Genomic DNA, 17,652 nt, shown 5'->3' on the forward strand with positions numbered 1-17,652 from the left:
ACTGTAACGCTGGGCCGCTAGGGCCCGGCCAGGGAGAAGATACCATGTTCGCGAGAACACCAAGATTGTTGCTGCGGCCCGGCTGGGCCGAGGACGCCCCCGCCCTTGCCCGGTCGATCCGTGGCGAAGCGCGCAGTCCCAATGCGCTCGCCGATGCGCTGGCCGATGCCGAGGCGTTCCTCGCCGCGCCGAGCGACCTCGTCCTCCCGCGCTTCCTCGTCACGTTGCGCACCGGCGCCGCGCCGCTCGTCGTCGGCACCACCGGGCTCACCCGCCGCGCGTCGGGCCGGGTCGAATATGGTTGCTGGACTGACGAAGCGCACCGGGGCCGCGGCTTTGCCACCGAAGCCGGCCGGGCGCTGCTCGACATCGCCGCGACGCTCGGGCTGGTCCAGCTCGAAGCCTCGCACTTCGTCGATCATCCGGCGTCGGGACGGTTGCTCGAAAAGCTCGGCTTCACCACCACCGGCCTGACCGCGCCGCGCTACAATTGTGGAGCCGGCGCCGACGCCAATGCCCGGCTGATGCGGATCATGCTCGGGTCGGCGCGAGAGGCAGCGCCACTGGCCGCCTGACGCTTCCCTAGCGAGCTAGGGGAGCATCAGCCTCATATCGGGCGATTAGGTCGCGGTCGTCCTCGTTCCACGGGTGGAAGCCCGGCCGGAAGAAGCTGGCCCACGCCGAGAAGATCTTGCGCATCATCCCCGGCCGGATCCACATGTACCAGATGAGGTTGGACCACGCCTCGAAGCCGGTGATCCCGTCCTGCCGCAGCAGCTCGAGCGCTCCCGCCGTCCGGTCGACGATGAAGTTGCGGGTGACCAGCAGCATGACCTTGGCCTTGACCTCCCACCGCTTGCGCTTCGGCCAGGCCTTGGTCGCGTGGAGCCAGGTGTCGTAGGCGACGCCCTTATGCTCAATCTCCTCGGTCGCGTGCCACCGCCAAAGGTCGGCAGTCGCGGCATCGGCGCCGGCCAGGTGACGCGGGTCGGCGAGAAGTTCGTGCGCGAGAATGGCAGTGAAATGCTCGAGCGCCATCGTCGCCGCAAGGCTGACGATATCAGGCCGGTCGCGGGTCAGCGCCAGCCGGTCAGCCACCCGCGTCTCGAGCGGCTTAAGGTCATAACCGGCGTCGGCAGCGCGGCGATTGAACGCCAGATGCTCGCGGCTGTGGATCACTTCCTGGGTGGTGAAAGCCCGGATCTCGCTCGCCAGCGGCTCGGGCGCGTCGTTACGGAACTTGCGCACGCTTTCCACGAAAAATGCCTCGCCGAGCGGGAAGGTCGCCGACAAGGCGTTATAAAGCGCACTGGCATAAGGGTTGCCGCCATGCCACCAGCGCGGGGTCTGTTCGTCGCGGCCAAAGCGGCGGTCGCGCGGAGTGATGGTCAGGTCGGACGGAGTCGATCCGTCGATTCGAGTGTGCGCGTTCATGGTGACCACATGCACTTAACTGACAAAAATGTCAATAGTGGTGTCCATCTCCCCCTAACTTTCTACGAATATTCGGACTAGGAAATGGTGATGATCCGCCGTCGCCAGTCCCCCGATGATGCCCGCGCCGCCGCGGTCGATGCCGCGCACCGCCTGCTGATCGAACAGGGCGTGGCTGCAGTCACGCTCAAGTCGGTCGCCGCGAGCATCGGCCGGACCCACGCCAATCTCCTTCACCATTTCGGCTCGGTCGCCGAGCTTCACCGTGCGCTGGCAGTCGAGATTGCGCGCCGGGTTTCGACCTCGATCACCGCTGCCATCGCGAGCCGCCGCCGCGGCGAAGCAACCGCACTCGACGTGGTCGACGCCATGTTCGACGCCTTCCGCCGCGAGCGGGTCGGCGAAATGGTCGGCTGGATTGCGCTTACCCGCCAACGCGAGGCACTCGCCCCGGTGACCGAGACCGTTGCCGCGATCCTCGCAGATTTCCGCGCTGCGGGCGACACGCGACCGATGGACAAGGTCATTCTCGGGCTGGTCCTGCTGGCGATCGGCGACAGCCTGGTCGGCGAGGAAGTTGCGGCGGCGACCGGCGACACGCCATCGGACATTCGCGCCATCGCCGTCAGCCAGATCGCCGCGATCATCGGCTGACCTTGGGTTTGGCGCCCCCTTCGACTAAGGGGCGGCGATGCATTTTCTAGACCAGGCCAAAATCTTCGTCCGTTCGGGCGCCGGAGGCCCCGGTGCCGTCAGCTTTCGTCGCGAGAAGTTTGCCGAATATGGCGGGCCCAACGGCGGCCACGGCGGCAAGGGCGCCGACATCATCTTCGAAGCCGTCGCCGGGCTAAACACACTGATCGACTTTCGCTACACCCAGCATTTCCGCGCGCCCCGCGGCAAGGGAGGCGCCGGGCAGAATCGCACTGGCGCGGGTGGCGAAGACCTGATCATCAAGGTCCCCGTCGGCACTCAGGTGCTGGCCGATGACGAGGAGCGATCGGTCTTGATCGACATGACCGAGGTTGGCCAACGGGTGGTCCTGCTGCGCGGCGGCGATGGCGGGCGCGGCAACGCCAGCTACAAGACATCGACCAACCGCGCCCCGCGCCAGCATGGCCAGGGCTGGCCGTCGGAAGAAATGTACGTCTGGCTCCGGCTGAAACTGATGGCCGATGTCGGCATCGTCGGCCTGCCCAACGCCGGCAAGTCGACCTTCCTCAACCGTACCACCAACGCCGTCGCCAAGGTCGGCGATTATCCCTTCACGACGCTACGCCCGCAGCTCGGCGTGGTCAGCCACAAACAGCGAGAATTTGTTCTCGCAGACATTCCGGGGTTGATCGAAGGCGCCGCTGAAGGGGCCGGAATTGGTGATCGCTTCCTTGGCCATGTCGAGCGTTGCCGCGCCCTGCTCCACCTGGTCGATGCCGAAGGCGAGGATCCGGTCGAGGCGTGGCGCGTGGTGCGCGGCGAGCTCGATGCCTATGGCGCGGGACTTGAGGACAAGCCCGAGCTGATCGCACTGAGCCGCACCGACCTGGTCGATCCCAAGGAGTTGGCGAAGCTCGCCAAGAAGCTGGCCAAGGCGTCGGGCGCGACCCCCTATATCGTCTCGGCCGCAACCGGCGAAGGCGTCGAGCCGCTGATCGAGGCCTTGTTCGACCTCATCGGCGATGCCGCAGTGGCCGCTGCCGAGGCCGAGCCCGACCCTGAGATCCCATGGTCGCCGCTGGCATGAGGATTGCGCTGACCGGCGCAACGGGGTTCGTCGGGGGGCACCTGCTTCGCCGACTGATCGAAGCCGGGCATGAGGTCCGCGCCCTTACCCGCCGCCCACGCGAACCCGAAGCCCGGGTCGAGTGGGTTGCGGGCGACCTTGCGGACCATGGCGCACTCGCCCGGCTGGTCGAGCATTGCGATGCCGTGGTCCATGTCGCCGGCGTGCTCAACGCGCCTGATCGCGCGGGGTTTGGAGCAGGCAATGTTGCGGGTACGGCGGCGATGATCGAGGCAGCGACGACCGCCGGTGTCCATCGCTTCGTCCATGTCTCGTCACTCGCGGCGCGCGAGCCCAACCTGTCGCTCTACGGCGAGTCGAAGGCCAGGTCCGAGGCGCTGGTCACGGCCAGTCCCCTGCCCTTTGCCATCGTCCGCCCGCCCGCCGTCTATGGCCCCGGCGACCGCGAGACACTCGACCTGTTCCGGATGGCGAAGAGGGGCGTCGTGCTGATGCCCCCGGCCGGGCGCTTGTCGCTGATCCATGTCGACGATTTGTCCCGACTTCTGGTCACGCTGACCGACCCGGCCATATCCACCGGCCTCACGATCGAGCCCGACGACGGCCAGCCCCACGGCTATTCCCACCGCGAGTTCGGCACGATGCTTGGCGCGGCGGTCGGGCGCCGCGTCGTTTCATTATCCACCCCCAAGGCAATCCTTGGCATGGCGGCGGCGGTCGACAAGTTGGTACGCGGGGCCAATGCCAAGCTCACCGCCGACCGCGTCGCCTATTTCTGCCACCCCGACTGGGTCGTCTCGTCGGCCCATCCTGTGCCCGACGAGTGGGCGCCGCAGATCGACACGTACGAGGGGCTGGCCGACACCGCCAACTGGTATCGCACCGCGGGTTGGCTTCAGAAACGACGCGATCCCGCCGCGGTTCGGCCCCATATCGTTGCGAAAGCACCGCCTCCACCCTAAGGCGACCCCATGACCGATCGCGACACCACCCTCGACACCGTCAAGCGCCTCATCGCGCCATTCAACAAGACAGAGCTGGCGGTCGAGGAATCGACCCGCTTCGCGCAGGACCTCGAGTGGGACAGCCTGACCGTGCTCGATTTCGTCGCGAATGTGGAGGACGAGTTCGACATCCTCATCACGATGAACCAGCAGGCAGAGATCGAGACCGTCGGCCAGCTGGTCGATGCCGTGGCCACGCTCAAGGGCGACTGACATGGACGATCTCTTTTCCAAGTTCGACCCGCTGATCCAGCAGCGCGAGGCATTGCTGTCGACCGGGATCACCGATCCGTTCAATCTGGTCATGGAGCGCGTCGAAAGCCCAACCGTGGCGATCTGCAACGGCAAGCGGACGATCCTGCTGGGTACCTACAATTACATGGGCATGACCTTTGATCCCGACGTCATCGCGGCGGGCAAGCAGGCGCTCGACGAATATGGTTCGGGCACGACCGGCAGCCGGGTGCTCAACGGGACATATCGCGGGCATCGCGAGTGCGAGGATGCGCTGAAAGAATTCTACGCGATGGACCATGCGATGGTCTTTTCGACGGGCTATCAGGCCAATCTGGGGATCATTTCGACCATCGCGGGCAAGGATGACTACATCATCCTCGACATCGACAGCCACGCGTCGATCTACGACGGCTGCGCGCTCGGCAACGCCAATATCGTGCCGTTCCGCCACAACGACATCGACGCGATGGAAAAGCGCCTCAAGCGACTGCCCGAAGGCGCCAAGTCGCTGGTCATCCTGGAAGGCGTCTATTCGATGCTCGGCGACATCGCGCCGCTCAAGGAAATGGTCGCGATCGCCAAAGCGCATGGCGCGATGGTGCTGGTCGACGAGGCACACTCGATGGGCTTTATCGGCGAGCATGGACGCGGCGTTGCCGAGGCGCAGGGTGTGATCGATGACGTCGACTTCATCATCGGTACCTTCTCCAAGTCGGTCGGGACCGTCGGCGGCTTTTGCGTCTCGAACCATCCCAAGTTCGAGATTTTGCGACTCGTGTGCCGGCCGTATGTGTTCACCGCCTCGCTTCCGCCAAGCGTTGTCGCGACCGCCGCGACCTCCATCCGCAAGCTGATGAGCGGGACTGCCAAGCGCACGCATTTGCTCGAAAATTCAAAGCGGTTGCATGGCGGGCTCAAGGCACTCGGCTTCACACTGGGCACCGATGAGCCCCAGTCGGCGATCATCGCGGTGATCATGCCCGATCTGGCGAAGGGCGCGATGATGTGGGAAGCGCTTCTAAACGAAGGGCTTTATGTCAATTTAGCCCGTCCCCCTGCCACTCCCGCCAACATGACCCTACTGCGCTGCTCGCTATGCGCCGAACATAGCGAAGAGCAGGTCGAGCAGATCCTCGGCATGTTTGCCGCCGCGGGGCGCGCGACGGGCTGCATCGAAGCAGCGGCGAGCTGACTCTTTCGTTCCGCTGTTGGAGCGGCTAGGCTGTTGGCATGACTTCAGGGGACGACACCAGGTTTGACTGGGGCCGTGGCTGGGCAGCGGCGGGGGCCCTTGTCGCCGCGCTGATCCTGATCACGATGGTCGTGCTGGTCGCGGTGTCCAACCAGGCGCGCGACGCCGCGCTTGATACCGAGCGCCACGCCTATGACGTCAACCTGCTGACCCGCAACGTCGACGCCACTTTGCTCCGCTCGCAGTCGGCGTTGGGCACCTTCGTGTTGGATGAGCAGGCACGGACCAGCGGCAACATCTACTACAGCCAGTGGCGCCTCGCCGGTGAGCAGATCTACCAGCTCGACCGGCTCGTCGCACGCGACCCGGCGCAAAGCCACCGCGTCGACCAGCTGGAGGAGCTATATTCCCAGCGCGGGACCGAATTCGCTACTGCGGCGCGCGCCGTGTCGGGCAAGAATGGCACGACCGCGATCAACTTCTATTATGCCGCGACCCAGTCACCGACGGGACCTGCGCTCGCCGCCAAGCTGATGGAAATTGCCGACAGCGAACGCGCCGCGCTCCAGCAGCACATTGCCCAGACGCAATTCTTCTCTGCCCGCGCCGATCGCCTGACCGATTATCTCAGCTGGCTGGGGGTCATGGCCGGAATTGGCGGGATCGTGCTTGGCGCGGTCGCAATCCAGGCGCTCCGCCAGAATGCCGCCGCCCGGCGAGAGGCCGAGAGCGAGTATGAGCGCAGCCTCGCGCTCGAACATGCCGTCGCCGACCGAACGCGTGAGCTGTGGACCGCCAACGAAGCCCTCAAGGCCGAAGCGATCGAGCGCCAGTCTGCCGAGGCCCAGTTGCGCCAGGTCCAGAAGATGGAAGCCGTTGGTCAGCTGACCGGCGGGATCGCGCATGATTTCAACAATATGCTGGCGGTTGTGGTCGGCGGGATCGACCTTGCCCGGCGGCGCCTCAACGGCCCCCGGCGTGAAGTCATGGTCCACCTCGTCAATGCGATGGAGGGCGCAACCCGCGCCGCAGCGCTGACCCGCCGGCTGCTGTCATTTGCACGCTCGGAGCCACTGCTGCCCGAGCGGATCGACAGTTCGGCACTGGTCGAAGGGATGTCAGACCTGCTCGACCGCACGCTCGGCGAGCGCGTGACGGTACGCAGCAAACTTGCCGCAGACGCGTGGCCGACTTTTGTCGATCCGCACCAGCTGGAAAACGCCATCGTCAACCTCGCGGTCAATGCCCGCGACGCGATGGACGGTGTCGGCACGCTGGTGATCGAAACAAGCAACGTCACGCTTCTCGCCAACGCCGTCGGTGACATCCAAGCGGGGGATTATGTCCGTTTTTCCGTCACCGATACCGGATCGGGCATGACCCCGGAAACGATCGAGCGCGCGTTCGAGCCGTTTTTCACGACCAAACCGGTCGGCAAAGGCACCGGGCTCGGGCTCAGTCAGATCTTCGGTTTTGCCCACCAGTCGGGCGGCGAGGTCGGGATCGAGAGCGAGGTCGGCAAGGGGACGACGGTGTCGATCTACCTGCCCCGCACCAACGCAAGCGCCCCCGTCCGGCTCCACCCCGTGATCGCCCAGCGCGGCGAGATCGAGGCGACCGTCCCCGGCGCCCGCATCTTGCTCGTCGAGGATGACCCCCGGGTCCGCGCCGCAACAATGGGCGCGCTCGAGGATCTCGATTATGAACCCGTCGCCTGCTCGGGCGGGGCCGAGGCGATCGAGCTGTTCGACGGACAGGTTTTCGACCTCGTCATTTCCGACGTGATCATGCCCGAAATGACGGGGCCAGAGCTGGTCCGCATTCTGAAGGGCAAGCGCGACGACATCTCGATCCTGTTCGTTACCGGCTATGTCGGCGAGGGCGAGAGCGACGACCTTGCCGGCTATGAGTTGCTTCGCAAACCCTTCACGGTCAGCGCGTTGGCGAGTGCAGTCGCATCGGCGCTGTCGCAACGCTTCAGCGAACAGCGCCCGAGCGGAGGAGCCGCGGCAACAGGCTGATCGCGGCGAGAAGCGGGTGATTGCGCTGCCACGGCTTGAGCTCGATCTTGGTTCCGGCGTGGCGGTTAATCTTCCACACGATATATTCGACTCCGCCGGCATAGGTCGCGCTGGCCTTGGCGAGCCGCAGCACCGATAGCGCTTTTCCCTCGATCCGCCGCCGACCCCAGCCGCTGGTCCCGGGCTCGGCCGCGGCCAATGCGGGGGCAGTGAAGGCGTGGTATCGCTCAGGATCGGCATCCACCACCGAGGCGCTGCGCGCCTTGCGCTCGGCACGAAGCTCGGCCGAGTAGGTCAGCGCAAAGGCCTGGCGCCAAAGGTCGAGCTCGTCACCAGTGGCAGTGACAAACGGCATGGCCGCGCCAAGCAGGGTCGGTGCGGCCTGGGAGATCGCGGCAACGGCCTTGTCTGACGCCGCCGCGTCGCTCGACCATACCAGTCGCGACGGCTGGGCAAAGCGCGCCCACACCGACACGCTGCGAGTCTCGGGCCCGTTCAGACGGAGAAAGTCGGCTTCACTCAACACCGCATATTTCGCCGCCAACCCGTCGGCCTCGAACGGAAATACATTCGGCGGGACGAGCCGGTTGGCGATCGCGAGCCAGCGCTTGGCATAAGCGGCGCGATAATCCGACACGATCAGGTAGAAGTCGAGCATCAGCCCATCGATCTGGCTTTCGCGCAGGCATGAGCCGTAAAACAGGACAGCGCGGCTGGCTGCGCCGTGCTTCGCTGCAATCGCTTCTGCAAGCCTCTTCACGCGCGGGTCAACCGGCACCGCCAGCTCGGCGCGAACCAGATCAGCCAAGCTCATGAGATCAGGCGGCGAGGCGGACAAACGACAGGGGCGCGGCGGTGCTCAGCCGGATCGGCTGGCCAATCTCCGCGCGGAAGGTCTCGCCGTCGAGGATGACGTCGGAAGCATGGCCCTCGATCGAGATTTCGTCGGCACCCTCAAGGTGGACGCCGGCCATCTGCGTCCGGCCAAGCTTGCCAAGCAGGCTGGCCGTGACCGCGCGGAGGAGCAGGAAGGGGCGCTGCTCGACCGCGATCAGCTTCAGCCGACCGCTCGACTTGCCGCCAATGTCGTCGGTCAGAAGCAATTTTTCGAGCGTGGTGACGAGGAGGAGGGCGAACTTGCCCGACAGTTTGCCATCGCGCCGAACCGAAACGCTCAAATTGCTCGGCGCGGGCGGCAGGAAGCTGAGCTTCAGGCGGAACAGCTGGCGCACCATCAGGGCGAGGGCGGCAAGCACATGGCTGACGCCATTGGGGAGGCCAAGCGGGTAGATCTTGTGGCGGCAGTACAGCATCGTGTCGGCAAGACCGGCACCGCCGAGGAACATGCCGATCACGGGCTTGCCGCCCATTGCACCATGGCGAAGCGCGATCAGTTCGCGCGCAACCAGGTGCGGGGTGAGGTCACCGCGGGCAAGCTCGACGAGCCGCTCGAGCGACTGGAGGACATTGCCATGCGCACCAAGGTCGAGCGCGATAAGGTTGGTCTTGCCATTCGGGAGCACCGCCACGGGAGGCGGATTGTCACCGAAATGGCCGCCATTGTAGAGTTCGGTGAGCGCCGCCTGCACGGTCCCGTCGCCGCCATTGATAACCAGCACGGCCGGCTTCACCCGGGCGATGGTGCGCAGCGCCTCGCCGATCTGGTCGACGGCTTCGACTTCATAGTGGAAAATGTCGGGATGCTCGGCGCAATAGGCACGCACGCGAGGCAATTGGGCAACGTTCCCGGTCGATTTGGGATTTGACAGCAGGGCAACGCGAACGCGGGCCATCAGGCGTCAACCTTAAGGGAAAACGCCGGCACGACCATGCCCAGCGCCGCTTGGCGTAACTGGTTGGCAATGATGGCGACGAATTTCCGCATGATTTTCCGAACGGGTTCGCTATGGACAAACTAAGCTTGGCCCCATTGCGGGGACAGGCTGGCCCATTGACGCTATGGCCCGGCTTTGCGGCCAAATCATGGTGTGAGGACGACACAATCTTGCCGGCGATGATCGACCGCTACCTCGCCCGCACCATCGCGGTTCCGTTGATCGGTACGCTGGTCCTCGCGTCGATGCTGTTTGTCTTGGACAAGATGTTGAAACTGTTCAGTTTTGTCATCGATGCTGGGGGTCCGGTGAGCATCGTGTTCCAGATGCTGGCCAACATGCTGCCAGAGTATTTCGCGCTGGGCATCCCCATCGGACTTCTGCTTGGCATCCTCCTCGCCTTCCGCAAGCTTGCAACCTCGTCCGAACTGGACGCGCTTCGCGGAATCGGGGTCGGCTTCGGACGAATGCTTCGCGTGCCTTATTTTTATGCCGTCGCGCTGACGCTGCTCAACTTGGCGATCGTCGGTTATATCGAGCCGTGGGCACGCTATCGCTATGAGCGGCTGCGCTTCGACTTGACGTCGGGTGCGCTTGGCGCGGCGATTAAGGTCGGCGAATTCAATCACCTGGGCAAGCGCATGACGCTTCGCATCGACGGCAGCGAGAAGGACGGCACTCGGCTGCGCGGCATTTTCCTGCAGGTCGACGAGAAGCCCGGATCGACCGTTGCCGCCACTGCAGAGGAAGGGCGCTTCCTGTCGACCGATGATCCCAACACCATCCTTTTCCGCCTGAAAAAGGGACGCCTGATCCAGCAAATGGACAAGTTTGCTGCGCCGCGCAGCCTGGCGTTCGACAGCTATGACTTGCCGATCAGCCTGCCCGCGATCGACAAGTTTCGCGGCCGCGGCAAAGACGAGGACGAACTGACGCTGATCGAGGTGTTCAAGCGCGGCTATGCCCAGCGCCATTCCGAGGAAGATCGCAACCGCGCCCAGGCCAACACCAATTACCGGCTGGTCGAGGCGCTGATGATGCTCATGCTGCCGCTGCTGGCAGTGGCGCTGGCAGTGCCGCCAAAGCGAAGCACGTCGTCGCTTGGCATCTTCGTCGCGATCGTAATGGTCGTCACCTATCACAAGATCAATCAATATGGCGAGCAGATGGGCGCGCAGGGTCGGCTCGACCCCTTGCTCGCGCTGTGGGGCCCGTTCATTCTGCTGATGGTGCTGATTGGCTGGATGTATCATGTCGTTGCGCATCGCCCAGGGGGTCAGCCGATCGGCGCGCTCGAATATTTCTTCGCCAAGGCAGGCAAGATGGTGAAGGGACTGCTCAAGCGCCGCGACAAGGGCGCTGACCCCAAATGATCAACCTCGACTTCATGCCGTCCAAGCCGATCGCGCGTTACACGATGCGGCTGTTCGTGACCCGGACGCTGGCCGTGCTGGCAAGTCTGGTGTTGATCCTTATGACCCTCGACCTGCTGGGCGAAAGCGGCAAGATCCTCTCGGCGCCGGGCAACGGGCAGGCCCAATTGTGGCATTATGTCGTGCTCAGGCTGCCGTTGCTGGTCTCGCGCTTTCTCCCCTTCTCGGCGCTGCTTGGCACGCTAATCGCCTTTGCCGGGCTCAACCAGAACAGCGAAGTGATCGCGATGAAGGCGGCGGGCATTTCGGCGCACCAGATCCTTGCGCCGCTAATCCTCGCCAGCGCCATCCTCGGGGTCGTAACCTTTGCCTTCAACGAGACGATCGTGGTTCACTCGGCGCGCGCGGTGAATGCATGGAGTGACGCCGACTATGGCCCGGTGCCGGCCGAAAGCGACGTGCTGACCAACGTGTGGATTCTCGACGGGAGCGACCTTGTTCGCGCGCGCCAGGTGATCGGCAGCGGGGCGAGCCTGCGGCTTGAGCATGTGACGATTTACGAACGGGACCGGGGGACACTCGAGCGGGTCCTCGACGTCGTGCGTGCTGACCAACTTCCTGGCGGCGGAGCCAAGGCCGGCTGGATGCTGCAGGGCGTGACGAGCTATGATGCGCGCCAGGGCGTCGTCAGCCATTATGCGCGCGCGGCCGGCCTCAAGGGCGCCGACCCGATGCGCTTCACTTTGGCCAAGGTCGAACCGACCGAGCAGGATTTCTGGCAATTGCGCCGATCGGTGGGGGAGCTCGAGACTGCAGGGCGCCAGAGCGACGAGGCCCGCGCCGGGCTATGGCACAAGCTTGCGGCGCCTTTCTCGACCGTGCTGATGCCCTTGCTCGCAGCCGTTGCCGCCTTCGGTCTGGCGCGGTCGGGCCAGGTGCTGCTCCGCGCCTGCATCGGCATGGCGCTTGGCTTCACCTATTTCGTGGTCGACAATTTCAGCCTGTCGATGGGCAATGTCGGCATTTACCCACCATTCCTGGCGGCCTGGGCGCCGGTATTCCTGTTCTTCCTGATCGGCGAAACCGTCCTCATCCGCACCGAGGAATAGGGCCGGGTTAGTATGATCCAGCAAGCGGCGCCGGAAAGTCGCTAAGCCCCGCCGCGCCAGCTGCTCCGAGCGAGCCGGGCGACGAGCCGCCCAAGCCCACGATGATTGGCACCATGAAAGGTCGAGCCCGCTTCAAGCACGCCAGCCAGCCGGCGATGCGCCTCACCGAGCGAGTGATAAGGCAGGCTCGGCACCAAATGATGGAGCGCATGATAGCGCAGCCCCACCGGCGCCCACAGCTCGGGCAGGCTGCCCGGAGGCGGAACGTTGACGCTGTCGAGATATTGCGCGGTGACACTCATCGCATCGCCGTCATTTTCCCACAGGTGCGCGACCAGCGTGCGCACCTGATTCAGCAGCATCGTCCCCGACGCTACGGCCAGGAAGATGGCGAAGCTGCGCCACGGGATCACCCCGGTGAATACCATCGCCAGCAAGGCGATCGACCAAAGGCTTGCGGCGCCCTCCTGCCATGCCCAGTTGCGCCGAAGCTCGCCCTCGGCGGGTCGACGGCGGAACTCGGGGTTGATTTGCAGCCCCGAAAATCGCTCGACGACGGTCGTGCGAAGCTTCGGGACCACCATCGATAACGGGGTCAGCACGGCAAAGCGGAACAGCAATGCAACCGGCGCAAGTAGCGACGCGACCAGGAACAGCGGCAGCGTCCACGGCTTCATCAAGGCGAGCGGCAGATATTCGGGATCTTCAACCGTACCATAGCGGGTCTTGGCATGATGAAGCGTGTGGACGCCTTCATATAGGAACGACGGGATCAGCAGCGGAACGCCGACGAGCGCATTCCAGCCGAGGCGAAACCAGGGAAGCGCGGTCGACTTCACATGGGTCAGCTCGTGAATGAAGCTGCCCGCCCGATACAGCGCAAGGATCGACAGCAGGGCCGCGAGCAGCGCGACAAGCGGGGTCAGTGCCAAAATGGCCGTCGCCAGCGCGGCATAGCCGACTAGCGCCGACGCCAGCATGTCGCTCCAGTAAATCCGTGGGTTGGCGATGTTGAGGTCGCGCGTCAGTTCGCCGGCAGTACGCAACATCGCCTTGTCATCGGCGACACGCGCAACCGCGCTCCGCGCCGCTGGGGACGCCTGCTCCGCGCGCGGGCGGTCAAGGGCGGTGAACTGGTTCATGGTCAAAGCGATGGTCCGGTATCGCAATAGATAGTGGCACCATCATGGCCTTGCAATGAACGCCGTGGGGCAGCCATTCTGTCAGATCCGGTCGATCAGGTGGAGCAGCACGCCGACACTCCCGCCGACAAGCGTCCCGTTGATGCGGATATATTGCAGGTCCCGTCCGACCGCCGACTCGAGCCGGTCGGTGACCGTGCGCGCATCCCAGCCGCGCACCGTCTCGCTGACCAGCTTGACGATCGACCCGCCATAACTTGCCGCCATTCCCGCCACTGCGCGCCGCGCAAACTGGTTGATCGAGCGGCGCATCTGCGGATCGCTCTCGAGGCTTTGGCCCATGGCCTTGAGCACTTCGCCCATCTTGCCGGCCATCGCCGCATCGGGGTTGCGCGCGGCCGAGATGATCGCCGAGCGGCCCTTTTGCCACATGGCGTCGATCCACAGCCCAACCGAGCGATTGGCAAGCAGCTCATCCTTCATGGCTTCGACCCGGGCGCGAGTATCGGCATTGGTTTGCAGGTCGTTGGCCAGCTGGACGAGTGCAGCCTCGACCTTGATCCGCACCGGGTGGTCGGGATCGGTGCCCATCTCGGCCGTCAGCTTGCGCAGTCCATCGACTACCGAATCGGCAATGCGGCTGTCGATCCCGGCCAGCTTGAGGACCCAGTTAGCGCGTTTGTGGACGATGTCGCGGATCAACGGCTCATTGGCGTCGAGGGCGCGCGCCATGAAGCGGATAGCGGCTTCGAGCAGCGGGATATGGCGTTCCTCATTGATCGCGCTGGCTAGCGCATGGCCTAGCAGCGGGGACACTTCCATTGCCTTCAACCGAGACGAGATTGCGCCTTTGACCAACCCGCCCAGCCGCTCGTCATCAAGGCTTTCGGCCAAGTCGCCGATTAGGCGCGACGCACCGCGCCGGATCCGCGTCTCCTGCCCCTGCGGCGCCTGTAGGAAGCGCCCTGCTGCGCCGGCGAGGTCTATATTTCGCATCCGCCGCGCCACGACCGGCGCAATCAGGAAATTTTCCTTCAGGAAGGTCGCGAGCGCCTCGCCGATCCGATCCTTGTTGCGCGGAATGATGGCAGTGTGCGGGATCGGCAGGCCGAGCGGGTGGCGGAACAGCGCAGTCACCGCGAACCAGTCGGCCAAGCCACCGACCATCGCCGCTTCGGCAAAGGCCTTGAGCCAACTTGCGGCGGGATAAGTCGGTTCAGCAAGTCGCGCCGCGACGAACAGAAACGCCATCACGACCAGCAGGCCGGTGGCAGCCGCCTTCATCCCCGCCGCGCCGGGCTGGGCAAGGGTCACACGGGACAGCGAGCGCCGGGTCATCGCCGCCCTCTTAGGCAGCCCGGGCGCAGATTGTCACCTATTCGGCTGCCTGAGGTGCGGGCTCGGGGATCGGCGTACTCATCGGCCGATGCTCCTCGCCATTATCGATCAGCTTGCCAAACTTGCGTCCAACCCAAGCTTCGACATCGAGCGCGAGGCTGAACAGCGACGGCACCAGCAGCAGCGTAAGCGCGGTCGAAAACAGCAATCCGCCCATCACCGTAATGCCCATCGGCGATCGCCAGCTGCCGTCACCCGTCAACGACAGCGAAACCGGAACCATGCCCGCAACCATTGCCACGGTCGTCATGACGATCGGCTGGGCACGCTTGTGCCCGGCCTCGATGATCGCCTCGACATTGTCGACGCCGTGATCGATCATCTCGACCGCGAAATCGATCAGCAGGATTGAATTCTTAGCGACGATTCCGAACAGCATCAGCACACCGATGAACACCGGCAGCGAAAGCGGTTGGCCGGCGATGTGCAACGCTATGGCTGCCCCAAGCGGGGCCAGCAGCAGCGATCCCATGTTGACCAGTGGCGACAGGAAACGGCGGTAAAGCAACACCAGTACCGCGAACACCAGCAGCACGCCCGACAGCAAGGCGAGCACGAAGTAATAGACCAGCTCCGCCTGCCACTTCTGCTGGCCAAGGCTGAGCACGCTTACCCCATGCGGAAGATTCTTGACCGCGGACAGTGCGTTCACTTTCTTCCAAGCGTCACCCGACACGACCTTGGGTGCAAGATCGGCTCCGACCGCGAGGCGGCGCACCTGATTGGTGCGGTTGATACTCGCCGGGCCCGATCCAAAGCTGATCTCGGCAACCGATTTAAGCGGCACCGACCCGCCTGACGCAGTCGGCACCGGCAAATTCTCAAGGCTCGCGATGTCACGACGATCGGACTGCGCGAGCGAAACTTTGATCGGCACCTGACGATCGGACAGCGAGAATTTCGCGCTATTCTGATCAATGTCGCCGATCGTCGCGATGCGGATCGTCTGGCTGAGCGCGGCCGTGGTGACGCCAAGCTGCGCCGCCAGATCGAAATGAGGCTTGATCGAGATTTCGGGACGGACCTGTTCGCCCGCGACACGCGGCGCGCGCAACTCCTTGATCCCCTGCATCTGCTCGGCGATCTTGTCGGCAGCAGCGGATAGCGCAACCGGATCTTCCGAGCCAAGGAACAGCATCAAGTCGCGCGATCCACCACCCGGCCCACCACCGTTTTGCGATAAGAACGTCACTTGCGCATCGGGTATTGCGGCCAGTTTGGGCCCCATCCGGCGCGTGAAGTCAGTCGATTTCGTGGCGCGCTTTTCCTTGAGCACGATGTTCAGATAAGCCGAGCTGACGAAAATCCGCTCGAACACCCGGTCGACGTCCGGATCAGCCTGCACGATGGCAGCGGCCCTATCGGCGACGGCCTCGGTCTGCGCCAGGGTCGAGCCCGGCGCCATCTTCACGCTGACATTGGCAAAATTATCATTGGTTTCCGGCTGGAAGGTCATCGGCAGCGTGGCGATCAGGACCCCGGTCAGCGCCAGCGCCAAGAAGCTTACCCCCACCATCCAGATGCGATGATCGCGCATTCGGGCCATCATTCGTCCGCCAAATCCGGGATGAGCATCCCGATAAGCATCGGCGCGACGGGTCGACAGCGTCCACCGCAACAGGTCAAGATACCGCACCATCCACCGCCCGGAGGCATGTTCTTGCTGGCCGTGCGACTTGAGGAAATATGCGGCGATTAGCGGCGTGATCATCCGGGCGACAAGCAAGCTCATCAACACCGAAAGCACGACAGTGTAACCGAAACTGCGGAAGAACTGGCCCGAAATTCCGGGCATCAGCGCCACCGGGAGGAACACCGCGATGATCGACATCGTCGTCGCCAGCACGGCGAGGCCAATCTCGTCGGCGGCATCAATCGACGCTTGATAGGCACTCTTGCCCATTCGCATATGCCTGACGATATTCTCGATCTCGACGATCGCATCGTCGACCAGCACCCCCGCGACCAGGCTCATCGCCAGAAGCGACAGGCCGTTCAGGTTGAGCCCCATCAGGCTCATGAACCAGAACGCCGGGATCGCCGACAGCGGGATGGCGAGCGCGGAAATTGCGGTCGCGCGCGCATCGCGAAGAAACAGGTAGACGACGATAACGGCAAGGATCGCGCCTTCGACCAGCGCTTCCATCGACGAAGTATATTGCGAGCGGGTGTGATCGACACTGTTCGAAATCTCGCTGAAGTGAACCCTCGGGTCCTCCTTCTGGAGCTTGCGCATTTCGGTCCACACGCCGTTGTAGACGTCGAGGTCGGACACCCCCTTTGACCGCTGCACGTTGAAGCTGATGACCTGCTTGCCGTGAAGTTTGGCAAGTGTGCGCTGTTCGGAATAGCTGTCCTCGACGCGGGCGATATTGGCCAGCTTGACGAACCGCCCGCCGCCAACGGCAATGTCGGTCTGCGACAAGTCATAAGCCGACTTGGCGTTGCCGATCACGCGCACCGATTGCTCGGATCCGGCGATTTCGGCGCGACCGCCGGTGGCATTGGTGTTGACAGAACGAAGCTGGCTATTGACGGCCGATGCCGTAATCCCCTGCGCCTGGAGCGCGGTCGGGTCGAGCGTCACGCGAATCTGGCGGTCGACCCCGCCCTCGCGCGACACGGCGGCAACGCCGGCGACACCGCGCAGTTGGCGCGATACATCATTGTCGATGTACCAGCTCAGCTCCTCCAGGCTCATGCTGCTGGTTTCGGCGGCGACATAGACGATTGCGTCGCCCGAAATATCGACCCGTTGGACCTGAGGCTCAAGAATGCCATCGGGCAGGTCGCCGCGAACCTGGGCAACGGCATCACGAATATCGTTGACCGCGCGGTCGGTGGGAGTTCCGATCTGGAACTGGATGAAGGTCTGGCTATTGCCTTCGCGAATCGAGCTGTCGATCTCGTCGACTCCGGTCACGCCGCGTACCGCAGCCTCGACCTTTTGCGTGACCTGCGTTTCCATCTCCGATGGTGCCGCACCGGGCTGCGAAATGATCACCACTGCGCCGGGAAAGTCGATATCGGGATTGTCGGTAACGGTCATCGAATGGAAAGCGAGCAACCCCGCCAGCATGAGCCCGATGAACAGCACGATCGGCGGCACCGGATTTTTGATGCACCACGACGAGATATTGCGGAAGCTCATGGGACGAGTGCCTTC

The 17,652-nt window shown here is 64.1% G+C and carries 15 protein-coding genes; 9 read left to right on the forward strand and 6 right to left on the reverse strand.

Annotated features, from left to right (window positions below; all coding sequences use genetic code 11):
- Positions 1-44 precede the first annotated feature (44 nt).
- On the forward strand, positions 45-575 hold the full coding sequence (locus U1700_RS10555) for a GNAT family N-acetyltransferase (RefSeq protein WP_332752619.1): 531 nt from the start codon (positions 45-47) through the stop codon (positions 573-575).
- A gap of 7 nt (positions 576-582) precedes the next feature.
- Here the strand turns inward: U1700_RS10555 and U1700_RS10560 are convergent, their stop codons facing one another.
- Positions 583-1,434 (reverse strand): metal-dependent hydrolase, encoded by an 852-nt coding sequence (locus U1700_RS10560; protein WP_332752620.1) that lies wholly within the window; start codon positions 1,432-1,434, stop codon positions 583-585.
- A gap of 90 nt (positions 1,435-1,524) precedes the next feature.
- Between U1700_RS10560 and U1700_RS10565 the strand changes: the two genes are divergently transcribed.
- From U1700_RS10565 to U1700_RS10590, 6 genes are read left to right on the forward strand one after another with little or no spacing between them, the layout of a single operon-like run.
- On the forward strand, positions 1,525-2,088 hold the full coding sequence (locus tag U1700_RS10565; protein WP_332752621.1) for a TetR family transcriptional regulator: 564 nt from the start codon (positions 1,525-1,527) through the stop codon (positions 2,086-2,088).
- A gap of 37 nt (positions 2,089-2,125) precedes the next feature.
- A complete protein-coding gene (gene obgE / locus U1700_RS10570; RefSeq protein WP_332752622.1) occupies positions 2,126-3,175 on the forward strand; it encodes a GTPase ObgE in 1,050 nt (349 codons plus the stop codon).
- Positions 3,172-4,137, forward strand: coding sequence for an NAD-dependent epimerase/dehydratase family protein (locus tag U1700_RS10575; protein WP_332752623.1), 966 nt, complete (start codon positions 3,172-3,174; stop codon positions 4,135-4,137). Before obgE ends, U1700_RS10575 begins: the two co-directional genes overlap by 4 nt.
- Positions 4,138-4,146: 9 nt before the next feature.
- Positions 4,147-4,392 (forward strand): acyl carrier protein, encoded by a 246-nt coding sequence (locus U1700_RS10580; RefSeq protein ID WP_332752624.1) that lies wholly within the window; start codon positions 4,147-4,149, stop codon positions 4,390-4,392.
- Between the two features lies 1 nt (position 4,393).
- Positions 4,394-5,608 carry a serine palmitoyltransferase gene (gene spt / locus U1700_RS10585; protein WP_332752625.1) on the forward strand — a complete coding sequence of 405 codons (1,215 nt, stop codon included), beginning with the start codon at positions 4,394-4,396 and terminating at the stop codon, positions 5,606-5,608.
- Between the two features lie 38 nt (positions 5,609-5,646).
- On the forward strand, positions 5,647-7,629 hold the full coding sequence (locus tag U1700_RS10590) for an ATP-binding protein (RefSeq protein ID WP_332752626.1): 1,983 nt from the start codon (positions 5,647-5,649) through the stop codon (positions 7,627-7,629).
- Here U1700_RS10590 and U1700_RS10595 read toward each other — a convergent pair.
- Positions 7,586-8,443, reverse strand: coding sequence for a hypothetical protein (locus U1700_RS10595; protein WP_332752627.1), 858 nt, complete (start codon positions 8,441-8,443; stop codon positions 7,586-7,588). The genes U1700_RS10590 and U1700_RS10595 overlap by 44 nt on opposite strands.
- A 4-nt stretch (positions 8,444-8,447) precedes the next feature.
- Positions 8,448-9,422 (reverse strand): diacylglycerol/lipid kinase family protein, encoded by a 975-nt coding sequence (locus U1700_RS10600; RefSeq protein ID WP_332752628.1) that lies wholly within the window; start codon positions 9,420-9,422, stop codon positions 8,448-8,450.
- 221 nt (positions 9,423-9,643) lie between these two features.
- On the opposite strand from U1700_RS10600, the gene lptF reads away from it, so the two are divergent.
- Together lptF and lptG are read left to right on the forward strand one after the other, a co-directional pair.
- On the forward strand, positions 9,644-10,837 hold the full coding sequence (lptF, locus tag U1700_RS10605; protein WP_332753000.1) for an LPS export ABC transporter permease LptF: 1,194 nt from the start codon (positions 9,644-9,646) through the stop codon (positions 10,835-10,837).
- On the forward strand, positions 10,834-11,946 hold the full coding sequence (gene lptG, locus U1700_RS10610) for an LPS export ABC transporter permease LptG (protein WP_332752629.1): 1,113 nt from the start codon (positions 10,834-10,836) through the stop codon (positions 11,944-11,946). The genes lptF and lptG overlap by 4 nt, the downstream gene beginning before the upstream one ends.
- A 41-nt stretch (positions 11,947-11,987) precedes the next feature.
- Here the strand turns inward: lptG and U1700_RS10615 are convergent, their stop codons facing one another.
- The 3 genes from U1700_RS10615 to U1700_RS10625 all read right to left on the reverse strand — a co-directional run bounded on the left by U1700_RS10615 (position 11,988) and on the right by U1700_RS10625 (position 17,637).
- Complete coding sequence (locus tag U1700_RS10615) at positions 11,988-13,088, reverse strand: fatty acid desaturase family protein (protein ID WP_332752630.1); 1,101 nt, start codon at positions 13,086-13,088, stop codon at positions 11,988-11,990.
- An 81-nt stretch (positions 13,089-13,169) separates the two neighbouring features.
- Positions 13,170-14,426: a DUF445 domain-containing protein gene (locus U1700_RS10620; RefSeq protein ID WP_332752631.1), complete on the reverse strand. Its 1,257-nt coding sequence runs from the start codon at positions 14,424-14,426 to the stop codon at positions 13,170-13,172.
- Between the two features lie 37 nt (positions 14,427-14,463).
- Positions 14,464-17,637 (reverse strand): efflux RND transporter permease subunit, encoded by a 3,174-nt coding sequence (locus U1700_RS10625; RefSeq protein WP_332752632.1) that lies wholly within the window; start codon positions 17,635-17,637, stop codon positions 14,464-14,466.
- Between the last annotated feature and the right edge of the window lie 15 nt (positions 17,638-17,652).

The sequence above is a fragment of the Sphingomonas sp. RB1R13 genome (genome assembly GCF_036663775.1).
Classification (GTDB): domain Bacteria; phylum Pseudomonadota; class Alphaproteobacteria; order Sphingomonadales; family Sphingomonadaceae; genus Sphingomicrobium.